Origin of the sequence: Pseudomonas sp. QD4, assembly GCF_049199125.1 — a bacterium.
Classification (GTDB): domain Bacteria; phylum Pseudomonadota; class Gammaproteobacteria; order Pseudomonadales; family Pseudomonadaceae; genus Aquipseudomonas.
This window is the reverse complement of record NZ_JBLZOM010000001.1, coordinates 2,354,011-2,375,279: the sequence shown is the minus strand read 5'-3', so window position 1 is coordinate 2,375,279 and position 21,269 is coordinate 2,354,011. Positions and strand designations below refer to the sequence as shown.

At 61.6% G+C, this 21,269-nt stretch carries 26 protein-coding genes; 18 read left to right on the top strand and 8 right to left on the bottom strand.

Annotation, left to right across the window (positions count from 1 at the left end):
* Positions 1 to 123 precede the first annotated feature (123 nt).
* The 5 genes from ACOZJV_RS10750 to ACOZJV_RS10730 form a co-directional block, all read right to left on the bottom strand.
* Entirely contained in the window at positions 124 to 504 is a 381-nt protein-coding gene (locus ACOZJV_RS10750; protein ID WP_421547562.1) for a Rho termination factor N-terminal domain-containing protein, read from the bottom strand.
* Between the two features lie 54 nt (positions 505 to 558).
* The gene (locus tag ACOZJV_RS10745; RefSeq protein WP_078471103.1) at positions 559 to 825 is read right to left on the bottom strand and encodes a hypothetical protein; all 267 of its coding nucleotides are present in this window, start codon (positions 823 to 825) and stop codon (positions 559 to 561) included.
* A gap of 47 nt (positions 826 to 872) precedes the next feature.
* Positions 873 to 1,199 (bottom strand): hypothetical protein, encoded by a 327-nt coding sequence (locus ACOZJV_RS10740; protein WP_078471104.1) that lies wholly within the window; start codon positions 1,197 to 1,199, stop codon positions 873 to 875.
* 86 nt (positions 1,200 to 1,285) lie between these two features.
* Complete coding sequence (locus ACOZJV_RS10735; RefSeq protein ID WP_421547561.1) at positions 1,286 to 2,473, bottom strand: MFS transporter; 1,188 nt, start codon at positions 2,471 to 2,473, stop codon at positions 1,286 to 1,288.
* 142 nt (positions 2,474 to 2,615) lie between these two features.
* The gene (locus ACOZJV_RS10730) at positions 2,616 to 3,266 is read right to left on the bottom strand and encodes an HD domain-containing protein (protein WP_078471106.1); all 651 of its coding nucleotides are present in this window, start codon (positions 3,264 to 3,266) and stop codon (positions 2,616 to 2,618) included.
* A 149-nt stretch (positions 3,267 to 3,415) separates the two neighbouring features.
* Between ACOZJV_RS10730 and ACOZJV_RS10725 the strand changes: the two genes are divergently transcribed.
* Entirely contained in the window at positions 3,416 to 3,895 is a 480-nt protein-coding gene (locus ACOZJV_RS10725; RefSeq protein WP_020300292.1) for a GNAT family N-acetyltransferase, read from the top strand.
* Between the two features lie 246 nt (positions 3,896 to 4,141).
* Here ACOZJV_RS10725 and ACOZJV_RS10720 read toward each other — a convergent pair whose 3' ends face one another.
* Positions 4,142 to 4,585 (bottom strand): hypothetical protein, encoded by a 444-nt coding sequence (locus ACOZJV_RS10720; RefSeq protein WP_078471108.1) that lies wholly within the window; start codon positions 4,583 to 4,585, stop codon positions 4,142 to 4,144.
* 190 nt (positions 4,586 to 4,775) lie between these two features.
* On the opposite strand from ACOZJV_RS10720, the gene ACOZJV_RS10715 reads away from it, so the two are divergent.
* The 4 genes from ACOZJV_RS10715 to ACOZJV_RS10700 all read left to right on the top strand — a co-directional run bounded on the left by ACOZJV_RS10715 (position 4,776) and on the right by ACOZJV_RS10700 (position 8,511).
* Positions 4,776 to 5,765 carry a 2-dehydro-3-deoxygalactonokinase gene (locus ACOZJV_RS10715; RefSeq protein ID WP_421547560.1) on the top strand — a complete coding sequence of 330 codons (990 nt, stop codon included), beginning with the start codon at positions 4,776 to 4,778 and terminating at the stop codon, positions 5,763 to 5,765.
* Positions 5,766 to 5,777: 12 nt separating this feature from the next.
* Positions 5,778 to 6,398, top strand: coding sequence for a 2-dehydro-3-deoxy-6-phosphogalactonate aldolase (locus tag ACOZJV_RS10710; RefSeq protein WP_078471110.1), 621 nt, complete (start codon positions 5,778 to 5,780; stop codon positions 6,396 to 6,398).
* A gap of 48 nt (positions 6,399 to 6,446) precedes the next feature.
* Positions 6,447 to 7,595, top strand: a complete 1,149-nt coding sequence (gene dgoD, locus ACOZJV_RS10705) for a galactonate dehydratase (protein WP_421547559.1) — start codon at positions 6,447 to 6,449, stop codon at positions 7,593 to 7,595.
* Between the two features lie 112 nt (positions 7,596 to 7,707).
* Complete coding sequence (locus ACOZJV_RS10700) at positions 7,708 to 8,511, top strand: IclR family transcriptional regulator (RefSeq protein WP_078471112.1); 804 nt, start codon at positions 7,708 to 7,710, stop codon at positions 8,509 to 8,511.
* A gap of 1 nt (position 8,512) precedes the next feature.
* On the opposite strand, the gene ACOZJV_RS10695 is transcribed toward ACOZJV_RS10700, so the two are convergent.
* A complete protein-coding gene (locus ACOZJV_RS10695) occupies positions 8,513 to 9,565 on the bottom strand; it encodes an NAD(P)-dependent alcohol dehydrogenase (RefSeq protein WP_201130145.1) in 1,053 nt (350 codons plus the stop codon).
* A gap of 221 nt (positions 9,566 to 9,786) precedes the next feature.
* Here ACOZJV_RS10695 and ACOZJV_RS10690 point away from each other — a divergent pair, with 221 nt between their 5' ends.
* Positions 9,787 to 10,677, top strand: a complete 891-nt coding sequence (locus ACOZJV_RS10690; RefSeq protein ID WP_078471114.1) for an AraC family transcriptional regulator — start codon at positions 9,787 to 9,789, stop codon at positions 10,675 to 10,677.
* A gap of 82 nt (positions 10,678 to 10,759) precedes the next feature.
* Here the strand turns inward: ACOZJV_RS10690 and ACOZJV_RS10685 are convergent, their stop codons facing one another.
* The gene (locus ACOZJV_RS10685; protein ID WP_078471115.1) at positions 10,760 to 12,424 is read right to left on the bottom strand and encodes an electron transfer flavoprotein-ubiquinone oxidoreductase; all 1,665 of its coding nucleotides are present in this window, start codon (positions 12,422 to 12,424) and stop codon (positions 10,760 to 10,762) included.
* A gap of 98 nt (positions 12,425 to 12,522) precedes the next feature.
* Between ACOZJV_RS10685 and ACOZJV_RS10680 the strand changes: the two genes are divergently transcribed.
* From ACOZJV_RS10680 to ACOZJV_RS10625, 12 genes are all read left to right on the top strand, one after another.
* Positions 12,523 to 12,714 (top strand): hypothetical protein, encoded by a 192-nt coding sequence (locus ACOZJV_RS10680; protein WP_102047915.1) that lies wholly within the window; start codon positions 12,523 to 12,525, stop codon positions 12,712 to 12,714.
* 256 nt (positions 12,715 to 12,970) lie between these two features.
* Positions 12,971 to 13,720, top strand: a complete 750-nt coding sequence (locus ACOZJV_RS10675; RefSeq protein WP_020300301.1) for an electron transfer flavoprotein subunit beta/FixA family protein — start codon at positions 12,971 to 12,973, stop codon at positions 13,718 to 13,720.
* A 2-nt stretch (positions 13,721 to 13,722) separates the two neighbouring features.
* Entirely contained in the window at positions 13,723 to 14,652 is a 930-nt protein-coding gene (locus ACOZJV_RS10670; protein WP_421547558.1) for an electron transfer flavoprotein subunit alpha/FixB family protein, read from the top strand.
* An 81-nt stretch (positions 14,653 to 14,733) separates the two neighbouring features.
* Entirely contained in the window at positions 14,734 to 15,558 is an 825-nt protein-coding gene (locus ACOZJV_RS10665) for a substrate-binding periplasmic protein (RefSeq protein WP_421547557.1), read from the top strand.
* Positions 15,559 to 15,567: 9 nt separating this feature from the next.
* On the top strand, positions 15,568 to 15,924 hold the full coding sequence (locus tag ACOZJV_RS10660) for a DUF4398 domain-containing protein (protein ID WP_421547556.1): 357 nt from the start codon (positions 15,568 to 15,570) through the stop codon (positions 15,922 to 15,924).
* Positions 15,921 to 16,733, top strand: coding sequence for an OmpA family protein (locus ACOZJV_RS10655; RefSeq protein WP_421547555.1), 813 nt, complete (start codon positions 15,921 to 15,923; stop codon positions 16,731 to 16,733). The genes ACOZJV_RS10660 and ACOZJV_RS10655 overlap by 4 nt, the downstream gene beginning before the upstream one ends.
* Before the next feature lie 202 nt (positions 16,734 to 16,935).
* On the top strand, positions 16,936 to 18,375 hold the full coding sequence (locus ACOZJV_RS10650) for a PLP-dependent aminotransferase family protein (protein ID WP_020300307.1): 1,440 nt from the start codon (positions 16,936 to 16,938) through the stop codon (positions 18,373 to 18,375).
* Between the two features lie 79 nt (positions 18,376 to 18,454).
* Positions 18,455 to 18,967 (top strand): translation initiation factor 2, encoded by a 513-nt coding sequence (locus ACOZJV_RS10645; RefSeq protein ID WP_421547554.1) that lies wholly within the window; start codon positions 18,455 to 18,457, stop codon positions 18,965 to 18,967.
* Positions 18,968 to 19,137: 170 nt separating this feature from the next.
* Positions 19,138 to 19,392 (top strand): YkgJ family cysteine cluster protein, encoded by a 255-nt coding sequence (locus tag ACOZJV_RS10640; protein ID WP_020300309.1) that lies wholly within the window; start codon positions 19,138 to 19,140, stop codon positions 19,390 to 19,392.
* 42 nt (positions 19,393 to 19,434) lie between these two features.
* Positions 19,435 to 20,043 carry an START domain-containing protein gene (locus ACOZJV_RS10635; protein ID WP_078471120.1) on the top strand — a complete coding sequence of 203 codons (609 nt, stop codon included), beginning with the start codon at positions 19,435 to 19,437 and terminating at the stop codon, positions 20,041 to 20,043.
* A 132-nt stretch (positions 20,044 to 20,175) separates the two neighbouring features.
* A complete protein-coding gene (locus ACOZJV_RS10630; protein ID WP_078471121.1) occupies positions 20,176 to 20,409 on the top strand; it encodes a hypothetical protein in 234 nt (77 codons plus the stop codon).
* A gap of 210 nt (positions 20,410 to 20,619) precedes the next feature.
* Positions 20,620 to 20,961 carry a ribonuclease E inhibitor RraB gene (locus ACOZJV_RS10625; RefSeq protein ID WP_020300312.1) on the top strand — a complete coding sequence of 114 codons (342 nt, stop codon included), beginning with the start codon at positions 20,620 to 20,622 and terminating at the stop codon, positions 20,959 to 20,961.
* The last annotated feature ends 308 nt before the right edge of the window (positions 20,962 to 21,269 follow it).

Sequence of the window (21,269 nt, the reverse complement as noted above, 5' to 3'; positions counted from 1 at the left end):
TTTGGGGTTTGTTTTTGGGTGGGGGGGTTTTTTACGCTGTTTTTTTCCCTGTTTTCCCCCCCCCCCGGGGGGGGGGGGGGGGGGGGGGGGGCGGGGGGGGGCGGGGCAGGGCGCAGGTCGTTTTCAACCGGCTTTGCGCAGCGCCTCGATCAGCTCCTGTTTACGCATGGTGGAGCGCCCGGGAATGTTCCTGGCCCGGGCTTCCTTGAGCAGGGCCTCCTTACTCTGGGTGGCCAGCGAGGGGGCGCTGTTGCGGGCATGGCCCTGGCGCGTGGCGACGGCGCGGCGCGCGGATGCCTGGCGATCGCTGGCCTTGGCGCTTTCCGGCTTGTGGCGCCCGGCGCCGCCGGCCCGCTCACCACCGCCGGACTGTTTGTTGACAGTGGCCCAGGCGCGGGCCTCGGCTTCGGCTTCAGGTAAGCCCTTGGCTTCATAACTGGCTTCGATATGAGCGGCTTTGCGCTTCTGCGCGGCGCTGTACTTGCTCTTGCTTGCGCGAATCATTGGATCACTCCTCAAGGCCCTGGCGCCCAGGACCTTTCTGGATGGGTTTGATACTCAGTGCGAAGTATTGCCCTCGAGCTTCTGCGCGGCCTCGACGCCCGACGCGGTGAGCTTGATCGGCAGGTTGAGGGCATGTTCCCCGGCGGTGTTGCAGGTGACGTGGCCTTCCTTGATCAGCCCGCGATCCTGCAGGGCGGCCAGGGCCTGGGCCACGACTTTTTCCCCTCGGTAGTTATCCAGCACCTCCTTGCCCAGGCCACTGGGGTGGGCATGCAGCAGGCGGGTGAGGACTTCTTTCTCAAGGTTTTTGTCGACGTTCATGCTGACCTCTTCGTTGGTTGAATACAGGTGTGCGTCGTCTTGCAGGGTTATTGGCTGTTGCCTTCAGAGCCGGAGCCACCGGTGGTGCTCTTCGAGCCGATGCCGGTCTTGCCGTTGTCGGGCGTGCTGGAATCCATGGTGCCTACGCCGCCCTGGCGCCCGGTATCGCTGCCCTGGACCCGCGGGTCGGTGCCGGTGGCGGGCGGCAGCGAGCCTTCCTCCATGGGCGGTGGGTTGATGTTGATCCTGGGCGTGTTTTGGGTGGCTGGGGACTTGGGACCTTCCACCGGGTTGGTGGGGCCGGTGGCGCCGGCGAAGGCTGCCGAAGACAGCAGCCCGGCCAGGGCGAAAGCGGTGAGTTGAGCCTTGATCATGATGTCGCCTCCATTCGTTTCAGAGTCGCTACCTGATATTGGTCAGCCGCTGATTTGCATTGGTGCCTGATGATCGACGAACGGTCTCAGGCATCTTGCAGGACTTTCTTGTCTTGCCCCCAGCGCCAGAGCAGGCGCCCGGCGCTGATCAGCCAGTTCAGCAGGGCCACCGCCAGAACTGTTAGCAGAAGTGTCGGCATGCCCTGTTCAACGATGATCTTGCCCGCCAGCAGGGGGAACCCGAAGACCCCGATAAAGTAGGCGAGGCTGAACAGCAGCAACGCCTGGGAGGTGCTGCCGGCCGGGGCTTCGTTGGCGGCCAGGCCATTGATCACCGAGTAGGTCAGGCCATAGCCGACGCCCAGGACCATGGCCGCCAACAGGTAGCTGAGGCTGCTGTCGACCACGAACTGCAGCAGCACTGAGAGCACCATCAGCCCGGACAGCAGGCAGGCCGAGCGATAGGCGTCGCGCTTGACCACGATGCCGGCTATCAGCAGGCGGCTGCTGATGGCAGCGCCCATGAAACCGAGAAAGAACAGCGAATAATCCAGGGAGCGTGACGCCGCATAGCTGGTTTGAAAGCTCGACAAACCACCAAATACACAGCCGCCCAGGCCCACCATCAGAATCGGAAACAGCGCCCTGGACGACAGGACCCGGGCACTGCTGGCCCAGCTGATTTTTGCCGCGCCGCTGCCCAGGTGGTTGGTCTGCTGCTGCAGGCGACGGCCAAGGAACCAGAAGATGATCACCCCGGCCAGGCTGGCCGCAGCCGCGATCAGGAAGGCCGCCGTCAATGGCCAGCCCAGGGCACTGGCCGCCCGCCCCAGGAGTGGCCCGGAGCCGATGCCGGTCATCATGCTGCCTGACAGCAGGGCGAAGTATTTGGCGCGCTGGGCGGGTTCCACCAGCATCGCCACGATGATCGGCCCCAAGGTGTAAAACACCCCCCAGCCCAAGCCCAGGATCAGGCCGAACAGGAGCAAGGCATGGCCGAAGCCCGGGGTCAGGGCGAAGCCCAGGCTGGCCACCACCAGCAGGCAGCCGAACAGGGCGATCGAGCGCGCGGCGCCCAACCAGTCCGAGAGGTGTCCGGAGAAGATCACCGCGACAAAGGTGCTGAGCATGGCAGCGGAAATCACGCTGCCGGCGTCGTGCTCGTTACCGCCACGGGCACTGATCAGCAGCGACAGCAGGAAGGTCGAGCCATAAGACAGCGACAGCAGGTAACTGCCAAGACAGAACAGCCCGAACAATGGGCCTGAAACCATGGGTTGTCGTGTACCGCGAGCAGGCATGAGTGAGCCTCGTCCTTGTTGAAGTTATGCGCGGTTTTCTACCACGGGCCTGGCGGTTGTTTGTTGTGTACCTGCTGGTTTCAGGATTAGCCCACAGCGGAGTAAGCAGGGCGGCTCAGGCGTCGATCTCCTCCAGCAACTCCTCCATGAAGCGTTGCAGGCGCTGATGCCGAACCTGCGCCAGGTGCGTGCCGGCCGGGGTCTGGAAGCCGCTGGCGAGGTGCAGCAACTTGGTCTGGAAATGGTCCAGGCAAAAGCGTTTGTCATCGTATTCACGATGCTCTGCGCGTGGGTCGAGCGGGTCGTACAGGGCGCTGCCCATGCGCCCGGCAATGTAGAAGGTGCGAGCCACGCCGAGGGCGCCGAGGGAGTCGAGGCGATCGGCGTCCTGCAGGATCTTGGCCTCAAGCGAAATCGGCTCGATCGCCGCAGAAAAACTGTGGGCCTCGATGGCGTGGGCCACTGCGTCGATCGGCGCCTGGGCCCAGTGCAGGCTGGCCAGGATTTTGCCCGCCTGCACCGCCGCCAGGCGCGAGGCCTGGGAGCGCAGTGGCGAGTTCTTTTCCACGGCGACACAGTCGTGCAACAAGGTCGCGGCCAGCAGTACGTGCAGGTCGCCGCCTTCCTGCTCGGCGATACGCCGGACATTGCTCCACACCCGCTGCAAATGCGAAAGGTCGTGGGCGCCGTCTTCGGCAGGTTCCAGGGCATGGGGCAGCAATTGGGCGGCGAGGGTGTGCAGGGGGGCAAAGGCCTGGGCGTTCATCGGTGCAACCTGAAGGTGATCGGGCAAGGCCGCCACTGTAGCCGCTGGCGCAGGGTTGTGGGCAAACAGCGTGGCGTCAATAAATGCCCGTGCATGTGTTTCCCCTGTCGATCTACTATGGCCGCCTGATTCCGCCATGAGAGCCACCGATGTCCGTCGATATCCGCCCCGCCGTGCCCAGCGATGCTCCGCAAATCCTCGCGTTCATCACGGAACTCGCCGACTACGAGCGTGCCCGCCATGAAGTGATCGCCAGTGTCACCGACATCCAGCGCAGCCTGTTCAGCGAAGGCGCGACAGCCCACGGCCTGATCTGCCTGCGCGATGGCGTACCGATCGGGTTTGCGGTGTTCTTCTTCAGTTACTCGACCTGGCTGGGCAGCAACAGCCTGTACCTGGAAGACCTCTACATCACCCCCGAGCAGCGTGGTGGCGGAGCGGGCAAGCAGTTGTTGCGGCATCTGGCAAAGATCGCCTGTGACAATGATTGCGGGCGATTCGAATGGAGCGTGCTGGAGTGGAATGAGCCGGCGATTCAGTTCTACAAATCCCTGGGCGCGCAGCCCCAGGAAGAATGGGTCAAGTACCGCATGGATGGCGACGTGCTGCGGGCGTTTGCCCGGGGCTGAGAGCGTGCCGGCGGGGGGGGGGGGCACGGATTTGAACCAGGTTGTTCAGCGGTGAAAATGGCCAGGCCGCTGTGGCTGGTCGTGTTGCTGGCGTGTGCCTCGTGCGTGCATCGGCCGATTCTCGGCCCGGCCTAGGTGATCCTGCACGAGGACGGACGCCAGTAAGACGGCGTTACCGACGCTCAGGGCAACACCCACCGGGCGGGCTCGACCGACCCGCAAGGCGGGGTGTTCGACCTGGAGTGATCACCGGCTTTCTTCCCAGTCGCCTCCCAGCAAGTCATTCAGGGTCTGGGCCACCGAGGTCTTGAATGCCCCGGCCTGGTGTGCGTCGTAGGCGGTCTTCCACACCGTGTAACCCTCGCTGAAATCGGCCAGTTGCTCGGCGTGCCCCACGCGCTGGGTCACGCTCTGCTGCAATGCGCCGGCGCGAAACGGCAGGTGCGGGATATCGCTGATCTGATTGCCCTTGAGCGGGTTGATCAGGTGAATGCCATCGACCCGGATATGCACCACCTGGCCCAGGTCCGGGTACTGCTCGACTTTGAGAATGGTCAGGGTCGAGGCGTTTTCGCCAGGCCGTGTCTGGTACGACCAGATATCGCCAACCGTGAATGGCTCTGCCGCGCCGAGGGCGCTACCGGTTAACAAAAGGCCGCCGATGAGCAGCAGGTTTCTGAAGCGTTGCATGGGTCTTCCTTGAAAGGAGCGGGGCGGGTGGGCGGCATTTTAAAGGATTGGAAGGCAGGTGCGAGCAGTCCACGTATTCCCTATATATGGGATGTAAATTTATATATTGAGATTTTATTCCTGCGGGGTTTATAGTCGCCGCCAGCAGCTCTTACGCACTCACTGCCAATAACAACTCACAGGTGAAGCGATGCAGGCGCAACTGATCGGGCTCGATTGGGGAACCACTTCCCTGCGTGCCTACAAACTCGCGACAGGCGGCGAAGTGCTGGAGCAGCGCGCGCTGACCTCGGGAGTCATGCAACTGCCCAGGGCCGCTCGAATCATCGATGGCCAGGCCTGCAGCGACGGTTTTGAACTGGCCTTCGACGAAGCCTGCGGCGACTGGCTCGATAGCGCGCCGCACTTGCCGGTGATCGCCTGTGGCATGGTCGGCAGCGCTCAAGGCTGGCGTGAGGCGAGCTACTGCGAAACCCCGGCGGACGTTACCCAACTGGGTCGCGCCCTGGTCTCGGTGCGCAGCGTGCGTGGGGTCGAGGTGCACATCGTGCCCGGTGTCATCCAGCGTTCGCACCTGCCAAACGTCATGCGCGGCGAAGAAACCCAAGTGCTGGGGGCGCTGCACCACCTGCCGCGGCAGGCCACGGATAACCTGCTGATCGGCCTGCCTGGCAGCCATTCGAAATGGGTCGAGGTGGTCGACGGCCGCATCGTGCATTTCGAGACCTTCATGACCGGCGAACTGTTCGCCGTCCTCTGCGAACACAGCATTCTTGGCCGCACCCAACAGCGGGGTGCGGCGTTCGACGGTGCGGCCTTCGACCGTGGGGTTCAGGTGGCGCAGTCCGTGGAGGGGCAGATCGGCCCGCTGTCGACCCTGTTCAGCGCCCGCAGCCTGGGCCTGACGGCTGAACTTGGCGCCAGTGCCCAGCCCGATTATCTGTCGGGGCTGCTGATCGGCCATGAATTGACGGCCCTGGCCCAGGTGCAGCACCGCCGCCGCAACAGCGCCCACCTGCCTTCAATCCTGTTGGTCGGCAATTCCCAACTCTGCGCCCGCTACAGCCGGGCTCTTCCTGCCTGTGGGTTCGCCCGCGTGACCCTGGCCGAGCAGGCCACCGAACGCGGCTTGTGGCTGTTGGCCGAGGCGGCCGGGCTGCTCCCTGGCGTTCAACCATAGAAGAGGTTTGCAATGCTCAAGCAAGCACTGGCACAAAACGGCCTGGTGGCGATCCTTCGGGGCGTGCGTCCGCACGAGGTCCTGGCCATCGGCGAGGCCCTGTACGAGGCGGGTTTTCGGGTGATCGAGGTGCCGCTCAATTCGCCCCAGCCCTTTGACAGTATCCGCAGCCTGCGCAGCCATTTGCCGCCCGATTGCCTGATTGGTGCCGGCACTGTGCTGGAGCCTGCGCAGGTGGCCCAGGTGCAGGCGGCAGGCGGACAGGTGATCGTCATGCCCCACAGCGACCCCAAGGTCCTGCGCGCAGCCAAGGCCGCCGGGCTGTACCTGGCGCCGGGTGTCGCCACGCCGACCGAGGCCTTTGCCGCGCTGGCTGAAGGTGCGGATGTATTGAAGATGTTCCCCGCCGAGCAAATGGGCCCGGCGGTGGTGAAAGCCTGGCTCGCGGTGTTACCGGTCGGCACTGTGCTGTTGCCCGTGGGCGGCATTACCCCGGACAACATGCGGGTGTTCGTCGAGGCCGGCGTCAAGGGCTTCGGCCTCGGCTCGGGGCTGTTCAAGCCCGGGCTGAGCAGCACTGATGTGGCCCTGCGGGCCAAGGCTTATGTCGCCGCGTGGCATGCCTTGGCTTAAGCTTTTTCCGGCGCCGCGCGCGCAGCCTCAAACCAGAGAGACAAGCAGATGAAAATCACCAAACTGACCACCTTCATCGTTCCGCCGCGCTGGTGCTTTCTCAAGGTCGAGACCGATCAGGGCGTGACCGGCTGGGGCGAGCCGGTGGTGGAGGGGCGGGCCCACACCGTGGCAGCGGCGGTCGAGGAACTCTCGGACTACCTGATCGGCAAGGACCCACGCAATATCGAAGACATCTGGACCGTACTCTATCGCGGCGGTTTCTACCGTGGTGGAGCGCTGCACATGAGCGCCCTGGCCGGTATCGATCAGGCACTGTGGGACATCAAGGGCAAAGACCTCGGGGTCTCGGTCAGTGACCTGCTGGGCGGCCAGGTGCGGGACAAGATCCGCGTCTATTCGTGGATCGGCGGCGACCGCCCGGCCGACACGGCGCAGGCGGCCAGGGAAGCGGTAGCACGGGGCTTTACCGCCGTGAAAATGAACGGCACCCAGGAGCTGCAATTTCTCGACACCCACGACAAGGTTGACCTGGCCCTGGCCAACGTCGCGGCCGTGCGCGATGCGGTCGGGCCCAATGTCGGGATCGGCGTCGACTTCCATGGCCGGGTGCACAAGCCCATGGCCAAGGTGCTGATGAAGGAACTCGACCCCTACAAACTGATGTTTATCGAAGAGCCGGTGCTCAGTGAAAACTACGAAGCGCTGAAGGAACTGGCGCCCTTGACCAGCACCCCGATCGCCCTCGGCGAGCGCCTGTTTTCGCGCTGGGATTTCAAGCGGGTGCTCAGCGAAGGTTACGTTGACATCATCCAGCCGGATGCCTCCCACGCCGGTGGCATCACCGAAACCCGCAAGATCGCCAACATGGCCGAAGCCTACGACGTCGCCCTGGCGTTGCATTGCCCGTTGGGCCCGATTGCCCTGGCCGCGTGCCTGCAACTGGACGCGGTCTGCTACAACGCGTTTATCCAGGAGCAGAGCCTGGGTATCCATTACAACGAGAGCAACGACTTGCTGGATTACCTCAAGCATCCGCAGGTGTTCGACTACGACCAGGGCTACGTGAAGATCCCCAACGGCCCGGGCCTGGGCATCGAGATCAACGAGGAATACGTGGTCGAGCGCGCGGCCGTCGGTCATCGCTGGCGCAACCCGATCTGGCGCCACGCCGACGGCAGTTTCGCCGAGTGGTAGGCGCGCGCCCGGGCCTCCCTGTGGCGGGTGGCCGAGGTGGCGCGCAGCAAGTTGTGGTCAAGGCGGGTGGGCGACCATAATGCCGCCCGTTCTCTCCCTCGGAAGGCTGGATATGCAGGAAGACGCGCCAAAGATCGCCAAGGACGCCGCACCGACCGGCACCCAGACGCTGCTGCGTGGCCTGGGCGTGGTCCAGGCCGTGGCCAGCGGTGCCCGCGACCTCAAGGAAATCGCCCGGCTGATCGGCACCACCCGTAGCACCACCCACCGCCTGGCCAGTTGCCTGGTGGAAGAGCGCTACCTGCGCGTGGTACCGCAAGTGGGTTATCTGTTGGGACCAAAGTTGATCGAGCTGGGGTTCCAGGCGCGCGAAGCGCTGCCGCTGGTCAGCCTGGCCACGCCGATCCTGGATGAGTTGTCGGCACTGACCGGCGACACCATTCACCTGGCGATTCGCGAGGACGATGACGTGCTGTACCTGCACAAGAACCCGGGGCGCAATGGCCCGGAGATGCGTTCGCGGGTTGGGCATCGGATGCCGTTGGCCCGTACCGGGATCGGCAAGGCGCTGATGCTCGACGACAGCCAGCAGGACTGGCAGCGGTTGTATCAGATCAGTTTGCCGGTGGGGGGGCGCAATGTGCTCTGGCCGCAGCACGAGGAGCCGTCCTGGGAGCAGTTCCAGCAGCGCATGCTGGAGTATGTGAAGGGCGGTTATGCGTTTGACCTGGAAGACAACGAGCCCTCGATTCGTTGTGTCGCGGCGCCGGTACGGGATGCCAGCGCACGTATCGTGGCCGGCATCAGTGTCGCCAGTACCGTGCCCTACATGCCGCTGGAGAAAATGGCCGAGCTGATCCCCCTGGTGAAACAGGCGGCCGCCCGGCTTTCCGCGGAGTTGGGCGCGAAGGCCTGAATCAGGCTTTCAGAGTGGCCATGTCGATCACGAAGCGGTACTTCACATCGCCTTTGATCATTCGGGTGTAAGCCTCGTTGATCTGGCGGATGTCGAGCATTTCGATGTCGCAGGTGATGCCGTGCTCGGCGCAGAAATCCAGGACTTCCTGGGTTTCGGCAATGCCACCGATCAGCGAGCCGGCCAGTACCTTACGCCCCAGAACCAGCTTGGCGGCGTTGACGGGTGGGTCGACCGGTTCGATCAGGCCCACCAGGATATGCACGCCGTCAAAGCGCAGGGTATCGAGATAGGGGTTCAGATCGTGCTGCACCGGAATGGTGTCCAGCAGGAAGTCGAAGTGCCCGGCAGCGGCCTTCATCTGCTCGGCGTCGGTGGAGACGATCACATGATCGGCGCCCTGGCGCCGGCCTTCCTCGGCCTTGCTCGCGGAGCGGGTGAACAGCGTGACCTCGGCGCCCATGGCCTTGGCGAACTTGATCCCCATATGGCCCAGGCCGCCCATGCCGAGAATCCCGACCTTGTCCCCGGCCTTGACCCCGTAGTGCTTGAGGGGCGAATAGGTGGTGATGCCGGCGCAGAGGATCGGCGCGGCGCTGGCCAGGTCGAGCTTGGCCGGGATCTTCACCACGAAGTGTTCGCTGACCACGATGCTGTCGGAGTAACCGCCCATGGTGTTGCTGCCATCGACCCGGTCCGGGGTGGCGTAGGTCATGGTCGGGCCTTCGAGGCAGTATTGCTCCAGGTCCGATTTGCAGGCGTCGCAATGGCGGCATGAGTCGACCATGCAGCCCACGCCCACCAGGTCGCCGACCTTGTGCGCAGTGACGCTGGCGCCGACGGCGGTGACTTTGCCGACAATCTCGTGGCCCGGCATCAGCGGGTACACGGCAATGCCCCATTCGTTGCGCGCCTGGTGGATATCGGAGTGGCAGACGCCGCAGTAGAGAATCTCAATTGCCACGTCATCGGCACGCGGGCTGCGGCGTTCGAAGGACATGGGGGCGAGGGGAGTGGTGGCCGATTGGGCGGCATAACCGATGGCGGTGTACATAAAAAGACCTCGCAAAAGCAGGAACAGGTGAGGCGGGCCATTCTCCCCATCGAGCCTGGGCGCGGCCATGGCGATTGCTCCGAGTCTTATGCCTAAAGCTCCGGGGGAGCAGTGGAAAGCGGCAAGCGACGCGCTGCAGGCTATAAACTGTGCGCCCACGTTCGCCGCTTACAGCTAATCGCTTGTGGCTTGCCGCTCCCCACACTCCGAGAAGTGCTCCAATGCTCCTGACCCGCCATCTCGACGCTAACGCCACGCTGGTTTCCCTGATCGAGGGGCTGACGTCCAGCGACGGTTTTTCCCCGACCCACCTGCCCGGTGTGCAGGTATTGCGCGCCAGTTGCGACGTGGCGCGTGGGCCGCAGATCTATGAGCCGAGCCTGATGATCGTGGCCCAGGGCAGCAAGGTCGCGTACCTGGGCCCACGCACCCTGGAATATGGCGCCGGGCATTACCTGATCCAGGCGATGCCGGTGCCGTTCGAATGCGAGACCTTTGCCCTGCCTGATGCACCCTTGTACGGCGTGACCGTCGGCATTGATCGGGTGGTACTCGGGGAGTTGGTGATGGCGATGGGCATTCAGTCCGGGCCACCGCCGGCGGCGCAGACCCTGGAGTCGATGAGCTCGGTGGTACTGGATGACGCCATGCGTGGCTGCGTCGAGCGGCTGTTGCAGTGCCTGCACGATCCGCTGGAGAGCCGGATCCTGGGGCCGGCGCGGGTCCGGGAGTTACTGTTCACGGCCTTGCGCGGGCCCCAGGCCGATGTGCTGCGGGCGCTGGTGGAACAGCAGGGGCAGTTTTCCCGGGTCGCGACCTCGTTGAGTCATCTGCACGCCCATTACGCCGAGCCGCTGAATATCGAGACCCTGGCCAGTTATGCACACATGAGTGCCTCGACCTTTCATGAGCACTTCAAGCGCTGCACCTTGCTCTCGCCGGTGCAGTACCTCAAGCGCCTGCGGCTGCTCAAGGCCCAGCAGTTGCTGCTGGTAGAAGGCATGGGGGTGGCGCAGGCGGCGCACAGCGTGGGCTATCAGAGCACGTCGCAGTTCAGCCGCGAGTACAAGCGCTACTTCGAGCGCAGCCCGGGGGAGGAGCGGGCGGCCTGATCGCCCCGCGGGAGCGGGCACGCTAGATTTTCGGGCAACAAAAAGGCCCCCAGATGGGAGCCTTGATGTTCAAGCGGGCGGCTTACATGTTCGGGTAAGTCGGTCCGCCCGCGCCTTCCGGCGTGACCCAGGTGATGTTCTGCGAAGGGTCCTTGATGTCACAGGTCTTGCAGTGCACGCAGTTCTGGGCGTTGATCTGGAAGCGCTTCTCGCCGTCTTCCTTGGTAATCACTTCATACACGCCAGCCGGGCAGTAGCGCTGCGCGGGTTCATCGTAGAGCGGCAGGTTGGTGCCGATGGGGATGCTCGGGTCTTTCAGCTTCAGGTGGCACGGCTGTTCTTCTTCGTGGTTGGTACCAGAGATGAACACCGAGCTGAGTTTGTCGAAGCTGAGTTTGCCGTCGGGTTTCGGGTAGTCGATCTTCTTGCAGTCCTTGGCCAGCTTGAGGCAGGCGTAGTCTGGCTTGGTGTCGTGCAGGGTGAACGGCATTTTGCCGCCGAGGATGTTTTGGTCGAACCAGTTGAAGCCGGCGCCGATGATCGGGCCGAACTTGTGCATCGCCGGGCCGAAGTTGCGGGAGGCGAACAGTTCTTCGTAGAGCCAGCTGTTCTTGAAACTGTCGACGTAGGCGGTCAGTTCATCACCGCCTTCGGATTCGGCGAACAGGCGATCGGCCACGGCATCTGCGGCGAGCATGCCGGACTTCATGGCGGTGTGGCTGCCTTTGATCTTGGCGAAGTTCAGGGTGCCCAGATCGCAGCCGATCAGCGCGCCGCCTTTGAAGACCATCTTCGGCAGCGAGTTCAGGCCACCTTTGCAGATGGCGCGAGCGCCGTAGCTGATGCGCTTGCCGCCTTCCAGGTACTGGGCCAGCACCGGGTGATGCTTGAGGCGCTGGAACTCATCGAATGGCGACAGGAAGGTGTTGCTGTAGGACAGGTCGACGATCAGGCCGACCACCACCTGGTTGTTTTCCAAGTGATAGAGGAACGAGCCGCCGGTGTTCTCGGCGCTCATGATGTCCAGCGGCCAACCGGCGGTGTGCACCACCAGGCCTGGCTGATGCTTGGCCGGGTCGATTTCCCAGATTTCTTTCAGACCGATGCCGTAGTGCTGGGCGTCGGCGTCGCTGTCCAGGTTGAAGCGCTGGATCAATTGCTTGCCGATGTGGCCGCGGCATCCTTCAGCGAACAAGGTGTACTTGCCACGCAGTTCCATCCCCGGGGTGTAGACGCCTTCTTTTGGCTGGCCTTCACGGTCGACGCCGAGGTCGCCAGTGATGATCCCGCGGACCACGCCGTTCTCGTCGAACAGGGCTTCCTGGGCGGCGAAGCCTGGGTAGACTTCCACGCCCAGGTTCTCGGCCTGCTGGGCCAGCCAGCGGCACAGGTTGCCCAGGGAGATAATGTAGTTGCCTTCGTTGTGCATGGTCTTGGGCACAAAGAAGTCTGGAACCTTGATCGAGCTGTCGGCGCTCTTGAGGACATAAATGTCATCGCGTTTGACCGGGGTGTTCAGCGGTGCGCCGAGTTCTTTCCAGTTCGGGAACAATTCGTTCAGGGCCCGCGGCTCGAATACGGCGCCGGACAGGATATGAGCACCGACCTCGGAGCCTTTTTCGACCACGCAGACGCTAATTTCCTTACCGGCTTCGGCGGCCTTCTGCTTCAATCGGCAGGCGGCGGACAGGCCCGCGGGGCCGGCACCGACGATGACCACGTCGAATTCCATAAATTCGCGTTCCACTAGGCTATCTCCTACTCAAGGCTCAACGGTTTTTTTCTAATTGGAGGTTTGGCGCTGCATCCATTATTTCCTCCTCAACAGGGGGGAGGGGACAATGGATGACCCGCCTTTCTCTCTGGGCGGCGCATTATATCTACACCACTCTCAGCGTCCAATACAAACGTTTGTTTGAATTTGCTGGAAGCCAGGTAAATCAAAGAAGCGCGGCTTATGACTGGCCATTTTGCCGTATTGACCGGAAAAGGCGTTCCGGTCAAGATACGGTCGGTTTTGCGCTCGCCGTAGGCTGACTGTTGGTTTCAAGAGCACCTCTAAAGACAGGGCGAAGGCTGTACAAGGTGACGCAGTGCGCCGCGCAAGCGCGCAGTTTACACGCCGCGATAAAGAATGACTCGTCGGTCACCACTGACGAACGGTCATCATCCCCGTGAGCAAGGTCGCCTGTTCCATGCCAGCGTTTTTAGAGGTGCCCTTGTGCCGATGAGCATCAACCGCCAGGTTCTCGCCTAGGCGACTTTCTTTTCACCGGAGAGTAACGAGGAATCCATGAAGGTTCTTGTAGCTGTCAAACGAGTGGTCGACTATAACGTCAAGGTTCGCGTCAAAGCGGACAACTCCGGCGTAGACCTCGCTAACGTCAAGATGTCGATGAACCCTTTCTGCGAAATCGCAGTGGAAGAAGCCGTACGCCTGAAAGAGAAAGGTGTTGCGACTGAAATCGTCGTCGTCTCCATCGGCCCGTCCACCGCTCAAGAGCAACTGCGCACTGCGCTGGCTCTGGGTGCCGACCGTGCCATCCTCGTCGAATCTGCCGAAGACCTGACTTCCCTGGCGGTTGCCAAGCTGCTCAAGGCGGTTGTCGACAAGGAACAGCCATCGCTGGTGATCCTCGGCAAACAAGCCATCGACAGCGACAACAACCAGACTGGCCAGATGCTCGCTGCATTGAGCGGCTACGGTCAGGGCACCTTCGCCTCGAAAGTCGAAGTCAGTGGCGACAACGTTGCCGTGACTCGCGAAATCGACGGCGGCGCGCAGACTGTTTCGCTGAAACTGCCGGCCATCATCACCACCGACCTGCGTTTGAACGAGCCGCGTTATGCGTCCCTGCCAAACATCATGAAAGCCAAGAAGAAGCCGCTTGAAGTGCTGACTCCGGATGCTTTGGGCGTTTCCACCGCCTCCACCAACAAGACCCTGAAAGTCGAAGCGCCGGCTGCACGCAGCGCAGGTATCAAGGTCAAGTCGGTGGCTGAACTGGTCGAGAAACTGAAAAACGAAGCGAAGGTAATCTAATCATGACTATCTTGGTAATCGCCGAACACGACAACAAAGTGCTGGCTCCGGCCACACTGAACACCGTGGCTGCCGCCGCCAAAATCGGTGGTGATATCCACGTGCTGGTTGCAGGTCAGGGCGCTGGCGCCGTGGCTGAAGCCGCTGCGAAAATTGCTGGCGTGGCTAAAGTGCTGGTGGCCGACAACGCCGCCTACGCGCACCAGCTGCCGGAAAACGTCGCGCTCCTGGTCGTCGAACTCGGTGCTGGTTACAGCCACATCCTGGCTGCCGCTACCTCCAACGGCAAAAACATTCTGCCGCGGGTTGCCGCCCAGCTGGACGTTGACCAGATCTCCGAGATCATCTCCGTAGAAAGCGCTGACACCTTCAAGCGCCCGATCTACGCCGGTAACGCGATCGCTACCGTGCAGTCCACCGCAGCGGTCAAAGTGATCACTGTGCGTGCTACCGGTTTCGACCCGGTCGCCGCTGAAGGTGGTTCGGCTGCCGTTGAAGCCGTTGCTGCTGCTCACGACGCTGGCAAATCCAGCTTCGTCGGTGAAGAACTGGCCAAGTCCGATCGTCCGGAACTGACCGCTGCCAAGATCGTCGTTTCCGGCGGCCGCGGCATGCAGAACGGCGACAACTTCAAGCACCTGTACGCCCTGGCCGACAAGCTGGGCGCTGCTGTCGGCGCTTCCCGCGCTGCGGTCGACGCAGGTTTCGTACCCAACGATATGCAGGTCGGCCAGACCGGCAAGATCGTTGCGCCACAGCTGTACATCGCCGTCGGTATCTCCGGCGCGATCCAGCATCTGGCGGGCATGAAGGACTCCAAAGTGATCGTTGCGATCAACAAGGACGAAGAAGCACCGATCTTCCAGGTGGCTGATTACGGCCTGGTGGCGGACTTGTTCGAAGCCGTACCCGAGTTGGAGAAGCTGGTCTAATCCGGCTGCTTCACTTATAAAGAGCCCGGCCTTTTGGCCGGGCTTTTTTATTGTCTGAATTAATTGCGGGAGAGTTTCGCCATGGTTCTGCGCTGCTTGAGTGGATGCGCGGTATTGCTGGGAATGGTTCTGGCGCCTGGTTGGGTGCTGGCCGCCGGCAAGTGCGAGCGCCTGGTAGTCACTGGCAGCCCCGATGCGCCGCCTTATCTGTGGCGCGACCCGCAGGATCCGAAACACCTCATAGGCGCCAGCGCCGACCTGCTGCAGCAGGTGGCGGGGGAGCTGGGGCTCAAGGTCGAATTGCTCTATGCCGGCAAGCGCTCCGAAGCCCTGGCCGAAGTCCGCAGTGGACGCATGGATATGCTGGCCGATGCGCCGCTGACCCTGAGCGAGCTGGAGTCGCTGGACTACATCCACCCACCCCTGGTGCAGAACGATTACCTGGTGTGGACGCGCAAGGGGTCAACGCTGGTCTACAACCAGTTGGCTGATTTGCATGGGCACCGTGGCGCTGTTTCGGAAAAGGCCCGCCTGACCCAGCCGTTCGAAGCCTTCGCCAAGGATCAGTTTACCCTGCGGCGCACGACCAACCTCACCGAAGCCTTGCAGAAACTGCTGCTGGGTGACGTCGAATATGTATTGGCCGGGCGTTATGCCGGGATGGCGCTGGCGCAGTCCCTGGGCATGGCCAACGACCTGGTGGCCGCTGGGCAGCCGGTCGACCGGCCGGGGCTATTCCTGGCGGTCTCCCATGACTCGGCCTGCAATGACCCATGGTTGCGCGGACAGTTGGCGAAAAAGATGACAGAATTGCCCGCGTCCGGCCTGACCGAGGCCTTGCTGCAGCGCAATCTTGAGCGCTGGAAAGCCCAGTTACAGCAACCCGCCGGCACCTCAAAACAGTAGGGATTTTGTGTGAGTATTCGACCTCTTTTCGCTGCCATGGCCATTGTGGCCCTGACGGGTTGTGCAACCGATCCGGCGCCCATTGAACAGATGCGCCTGACTGAACAGGCCCTGGAACAGGCCAAGGCCGTTGGGGCCACGGTAGAAGATGTGCCGGAACTGAAACTCGCCGAAGACAAGTTCAAGCGAGCCCAGGGCAATATGCAGGATGAGTCCTACAAGCATGCGCGCATGCGCGCCGAACAGGCCGAGCTGGACGCGCGCCTGGCCGAGGCACGGGTCCTGACCCTGAAAAGCCAGGAACAGCTGAACGTACTGCAGAGCCGCATCACTCGCCTGCGCAAGCAACTGGGGGATGCCCAATGAACCTGATCACCCGAGTATTCAGCGGTGCCCTGGTGCTGGCCTGTGCGGGCTTGTATGGCTGTGCCGGTCAGCAAAGCGAAGAGGTCTTGCAACAGGCCGGTAACGACTTCCAGAAGGTCAAGGAAGACTCCAATGTGCTGCGCATCGCGCCCAAGGACGTGATTCGGGCCGGCGAGTCCCTGGCGCGTGCCGATCGCTTGTCCAGCTACTGGGGCAGCGGCTCCGACGTGGTGCATTACGCCTACCTCAGCCGGCGCTACAGCGAAATCGCCCGCGAGCACACCGAGCAAGTGTTGAATGAAGAGCGTGCAGCCAAGCTCGAACTGGAGCGCCAGCGCCTGCAATTGGCCCTGCGTGAAGCCAAGTTGCTCAGCGTGCAGCAGCAGGGCAAGTGGCTGGAAGAGCAGATTATCAGCCTGGCCACGACCCAGACCGACCGTGGTCTGGTCATGACCCTGGGCGATGTGTTGTTCGATACCGGTGAGGCGGAGCTGAAAAGCTCGGCCAATCGTACGGTGCTCAAAGTGGTGCAGTTCCTTCAGCTCAACCCCAAGCGGGTAGTGCGGATCGAGGGCTACACCGACAACACCGGCGACAAGCAAAGCAACCTGCAATTGTCCCGCGACCGGGCACAAGCCGTGGCCGATATGCTGGTAGACCTGGGCATCGACGAAAAACGCATCAAGGTCGAAGGTTATGGCGACGATTACCCGGTCGAGGCCAATGCTTCTGAACGCGGACGCGCGCAGAACCGTCGAGTGGAAATTGTGTTTTCCGACGAGAAAGGCCAGCTCGGCGCCGCTCGCTAAGGCCTGAGCAACACCGGAACCCGGTTACCTCAAGGTGCCGGGTTTTTTTATACCTGCCGATAGCCTCACAAAAAACCGTACAGTTTTTGCTGACACTGCGGTGTATCGTCGACTATTGTGACAACTGTCCCCGTACACTTCCAAACTGTTCCGGTAGTGTTTCACACAAGAATAAAATGCCCGTGAAATCGAGTGCTGCGTCATGACCAATCTCTTGCTGTATCAACGTATCGCTCAGCAACTGGCTGAGGATATTCGTCGGGGTGTGTACCAGCCCGGTGAGCGCGTACCCTCGGTGCGCAAGATGAGCTCGCAGCTCAATGTCAGCCACGCCACAGTGTTGCAGGCGTATGCCAATCTCGAGGATCAGGGGCTGATCCGCGCCCGGCCGCAGTCCGGTTATTACGTGCACCAGACTCCGGCCCTGACCGCGCCGACCCCGGACATTGCCCGGGTTGAGCGCCCGGGACTGGTCACCCGCAGCAGCATTATTCAACAGGTGTTGGTGGAGTCGCGCCGCGAAGGGGTGTTCCCGCTCGGCGCAGCGGTGCCCAGTGTCGATTACCTGCCGGTGCGCGCCCTGCATCAGCAGTTGGCCAAGGTCACCCGATTTCATAGCCCACGGGCGTTCAGCTACATGTTCAGCCCGGGTTTCGAACCGCTGCGCCGCCAGGTGGCCATTCGCATGCGCGATGCCGGTGTGGTGGTGGACCCTTCCGAAGTGGTGATCACCCACGGTTGTGTCGATGCCTTGCAGATGTCGTTACGGGTGCTGACCCGGCCCGGCGACCTGATTGCCGCGGAGTCGCCCACCTATTACGGCCTGTTGCAACTGGCCGATCTGCTGGGGCTCAAGGTTATTGAGATCCCCAGTGACCCGGCGACGGGCATGAGCCTGGAGGCCCTGCAACTGGCGGCCAATCAGTGGTCGATCAAGGCCCTGGTGCTGACGACGCGCCTGAGTAACCCGCTGGGTGGGACCATGCCCGAAGAGCGGCAGAAACAGTTGCTGCGCCTGGCGTCTGATTTTGACATTCAGGTGGTCGAGGACGATATCTACGGCGAACTGATGTTCGAAGTAGGGCGTACCAAGGCCCTCAAGGCCTATGACCGCCTGGACCGGGTGATCTACTGCTCGAGCTTCTCCAAGACCCTGTCACCGGGGGTGCGCATCGGCTGGATGATCGCGGGTAAGTACCAGCAGGAGATCCAGCGGCTGCAGACGTTCAGCACCCATTCGGCGTGCAGCGTGACGCAGATGGGGGTGGCGGCGTACCTGGAGAACGGTGGTTATGATCGCCATCTGCGTTATATCCGTCAGGAGTACCGCAAAAATCTCAGTGCCTTCCAGTTGGCGGTGCAGCAGTATTTCCCCGAAGGCACGCAGATTACCCGGCCAACTGGCGGTTTCATTCTCTGGGTCAGCCTGCCGGGGCGAGTCAACACGCAAGAGTTGCACGTGCGTGCGTTGCAGCAGGGAATCAGCATTGCGCCAGGGCTGATCTTCAGTAATACCGAGCAATTCAACCACTGCATCCGCCTTAATTGCGGTACGCCATGGAATCGCGAGGCCGAGCGAGCGTTAATGACGCTGGGTATGTTGGCCAGTCAATTATGTCAGGAGACCGCTGGCGGTTTTTGAGGGGCGCCGGTTGCAACGCTTGTCATGAAGCTGTCGACAAGCGAGCATATGGCACCTTTCACTGCGCCCTTTTTTGTCTATGAAAGCTTTTTATCCTGCTGTCTGCCTGTTGATCTGCCTGTCGACGGCCTTGGGCGCCGGCCCGCTGCTGGCGGCACCGACGCAGGACGAAAGTGCCCGGAGCGCGGCTTCCGAGTCAAAAAAACCGGCTGCGAATACGCCTTCTGCGAGCAAAAAACCTGCGGCCGCCAAACCCGCAGCCAAGCCCAAAAAAGCGGCCAAGCCCAAAAAACGTGCGCCTATTGCTTCCAAATCCAAGTCCGCGCGTGAGATTGCCAAGACCCCGTTGCCGCCCGCCAAGCTCGACCTGAGCCTGCCACCGGAAATGGTCAAGCACCTGCAGCCCATCGGCACGGTAGCCATGCCCAAGCGCGAACCCTTGCTGCCGCAGATGTTTGGTGAGAAGCCCAAGGAAAGCAGCCCGTTTCAGCTCAACGGCCGTTTGTTGAGCAACGAAATGCAGTTGCAGTTGCGCAATGAAGAGCGGCGTGACGTCGAGGGCGCGGCCCTGGATTTCGAGTTCAAGCAATAAATTCCTTCCCCGTGTGTGACCCCTGACAACGACACTTTGTCGGAGGCTGGTCAGTCACACAGCTTTCAGTGCAAAAACCGTTCTTAGAGTAATTTTAAACGGCTGTTTTAGCGGTTACTCTTGCTGTGCGTCATTTTCAATACTTTGCTCGTCGCGAGGAGCGTTTCACCATGAACTGCCGTGAAGGATGTGGCGCTTGCTGCATTGCCCCTTCCATCAGCACACCGATTCCGGGCATGCCCCAGGGCAAGCCTGCCGGAGAACGTTGCGTGCATCTGTCGGTCGAACATTTGTGTGCGTTGTTCGGCCTGCCCGAGCGTCCGGCCGTGTGTGGGGCGTTTCATGCGGATATCGAAGTCTGTGGCGACAGCCGTGAGCAAGCCATCAAGTTGATTGGCTGGTGGGAACAAATGACGGCGGCTTGAGTGTTTTCAATGAACGGAACTTCAACAATAAGGAATAAGACAATGGGTTCGCTGCAACGAATGGCTGCGCTCTGTGGTTTGACGGTGTTACTGGCAGCAACGGCTCAGGCCGAAGATTGGCAAACGGCCAAGGATCAGGACGGGATCAAGGTCTCCCTGAGCGAAGTGGCGGGTTCCAAATACAAGGCTTACCGCGGCGTTACCGTGATCAAAACCTCGATGGCCAAACTGCAAAGCCTGCAGGAAGACGTAGCGGGCGCCTGCAGCTGGATCCACGAGTGCAAATCGCAGAAGCTGCTCAAGCACGAAGGTAACCAGAGCTGGACCTACACCCAGTTCAACACGCCGTGGCCGGTCACGGCTCGTGATTCGGTGCTGCATATCACCACCACCGAAGGCGCTGACGGTAGCCTGACGCGCAAGCTTGAAGGCGTGCCGACCTACATTCCCGAAGAGAAGGGGTTTGTTCGTGTGGCCCAGGTCGAAGGCTTCTGGAAAATGGTGCCCAAAGGTGCCGACCAGATTGAAGTGACCTACCAAGTGCACACCGAGCCTGGCGGCAGCGTGCCGTCCTGGCTGGCCAACAAGTTCGTGGTCGATGCACCGTTCAATACCCTCAAGGCGCTGAAAGAGCGCGCCGAGAAGCCTTGATCATCACCAGGCCTCACGCCAAAGGCCGCCTTCGGGCGGTCTTTTTTATGCGCAACAGCGGTGGAACGATTTCCCGGGCCTCAGGGTCGAGATGTTGTAGGCCCATCCACGGGCTTTATCGAGGAGGCACTGATGCAAAAGTGGCAAATCACTTTCGTTGACGATCATGGTGTCCAGTCAGTGGAGCAGTTCGACTGTGAACAGCAGCCCAGCATGGAGCAGGCGGCACGAATGATTCGCGCAAAGCTGTTGCCGGTTTCGGCCGAACTGGATCTCAATGACCTGGAGGGGCGTACCGACGACCCGACAGTCAAAAGTCTGAAAGAACAGAACAGCATTCAAATCCTCGGCATTACTGCAATTTAGTCACCCGCCCGCTTGATCCTCAACCAGACCTTGGCAGCGCCCGGTTCTTGGCGCTACTCTGCAAACGAGATCAGCGAATGAATCGCTAAGGTCTGGTCTTGTCAGCTACATGCTTGTGTCCTGGCGGTGCTGTTTGCCGCAACGTTTGCAGCCTCGAGGTGCAGACAGGGAGTACGGAAAGTCTATCCATTGGTTCTAGGAGGACGTTTCATGAGCACAGCCTATCAAGAAGACATCAGCACCAGCGTGTTGCGCCGCATGAAAGAGGGCGGCTTCGACTTTTCACGATTCCATCCCATCGAGTTCTACGCCATTTTCCCGGATGAGGAGCGGGCGCGCAGGGCGGCAGGACATTTCCGCGGTGAATCCTTGAATGCCCAGATCAGCGTGCGCGACGATGGCGCGTGGTACCTGGAGCTAAGCAAGGTGATGTACGCCACCTACGGCGGCATCGGCGACTTCGAGCAGGACTTTGAGGCGGTGGTCGAGCCTCTGGGCGGCATCATCGAAGGTTGGGGCGTGAAGCAGGAGGTTCGAGGGTTACTCGTATAGCGCATATGAATAGCGTCAAGACAGCATCGGCTGACCCTCGGGTTGGCCGATTTGGTTTCCGCAAGGCAAAAAAAGGCCACCTGCAAGGGGTGGCCAAAAGGGAAGAGCGGTATTAGGGAATGCCGTCGGGGTGGTGAGCACCCATCAGCGGCAACGCCCTGAAGCTTAAGGCATCGACTTCGTCACGCCGGGTTACGAAGTTTTGCGCGATGGGCGGATTATCCAGGGCCTTGCCCGGGCAGTGAAATCAACTCTGACTATGCTGGTGATAGTCACAGCCATTGCCTCGCATTGGAGCGGGGGCAATC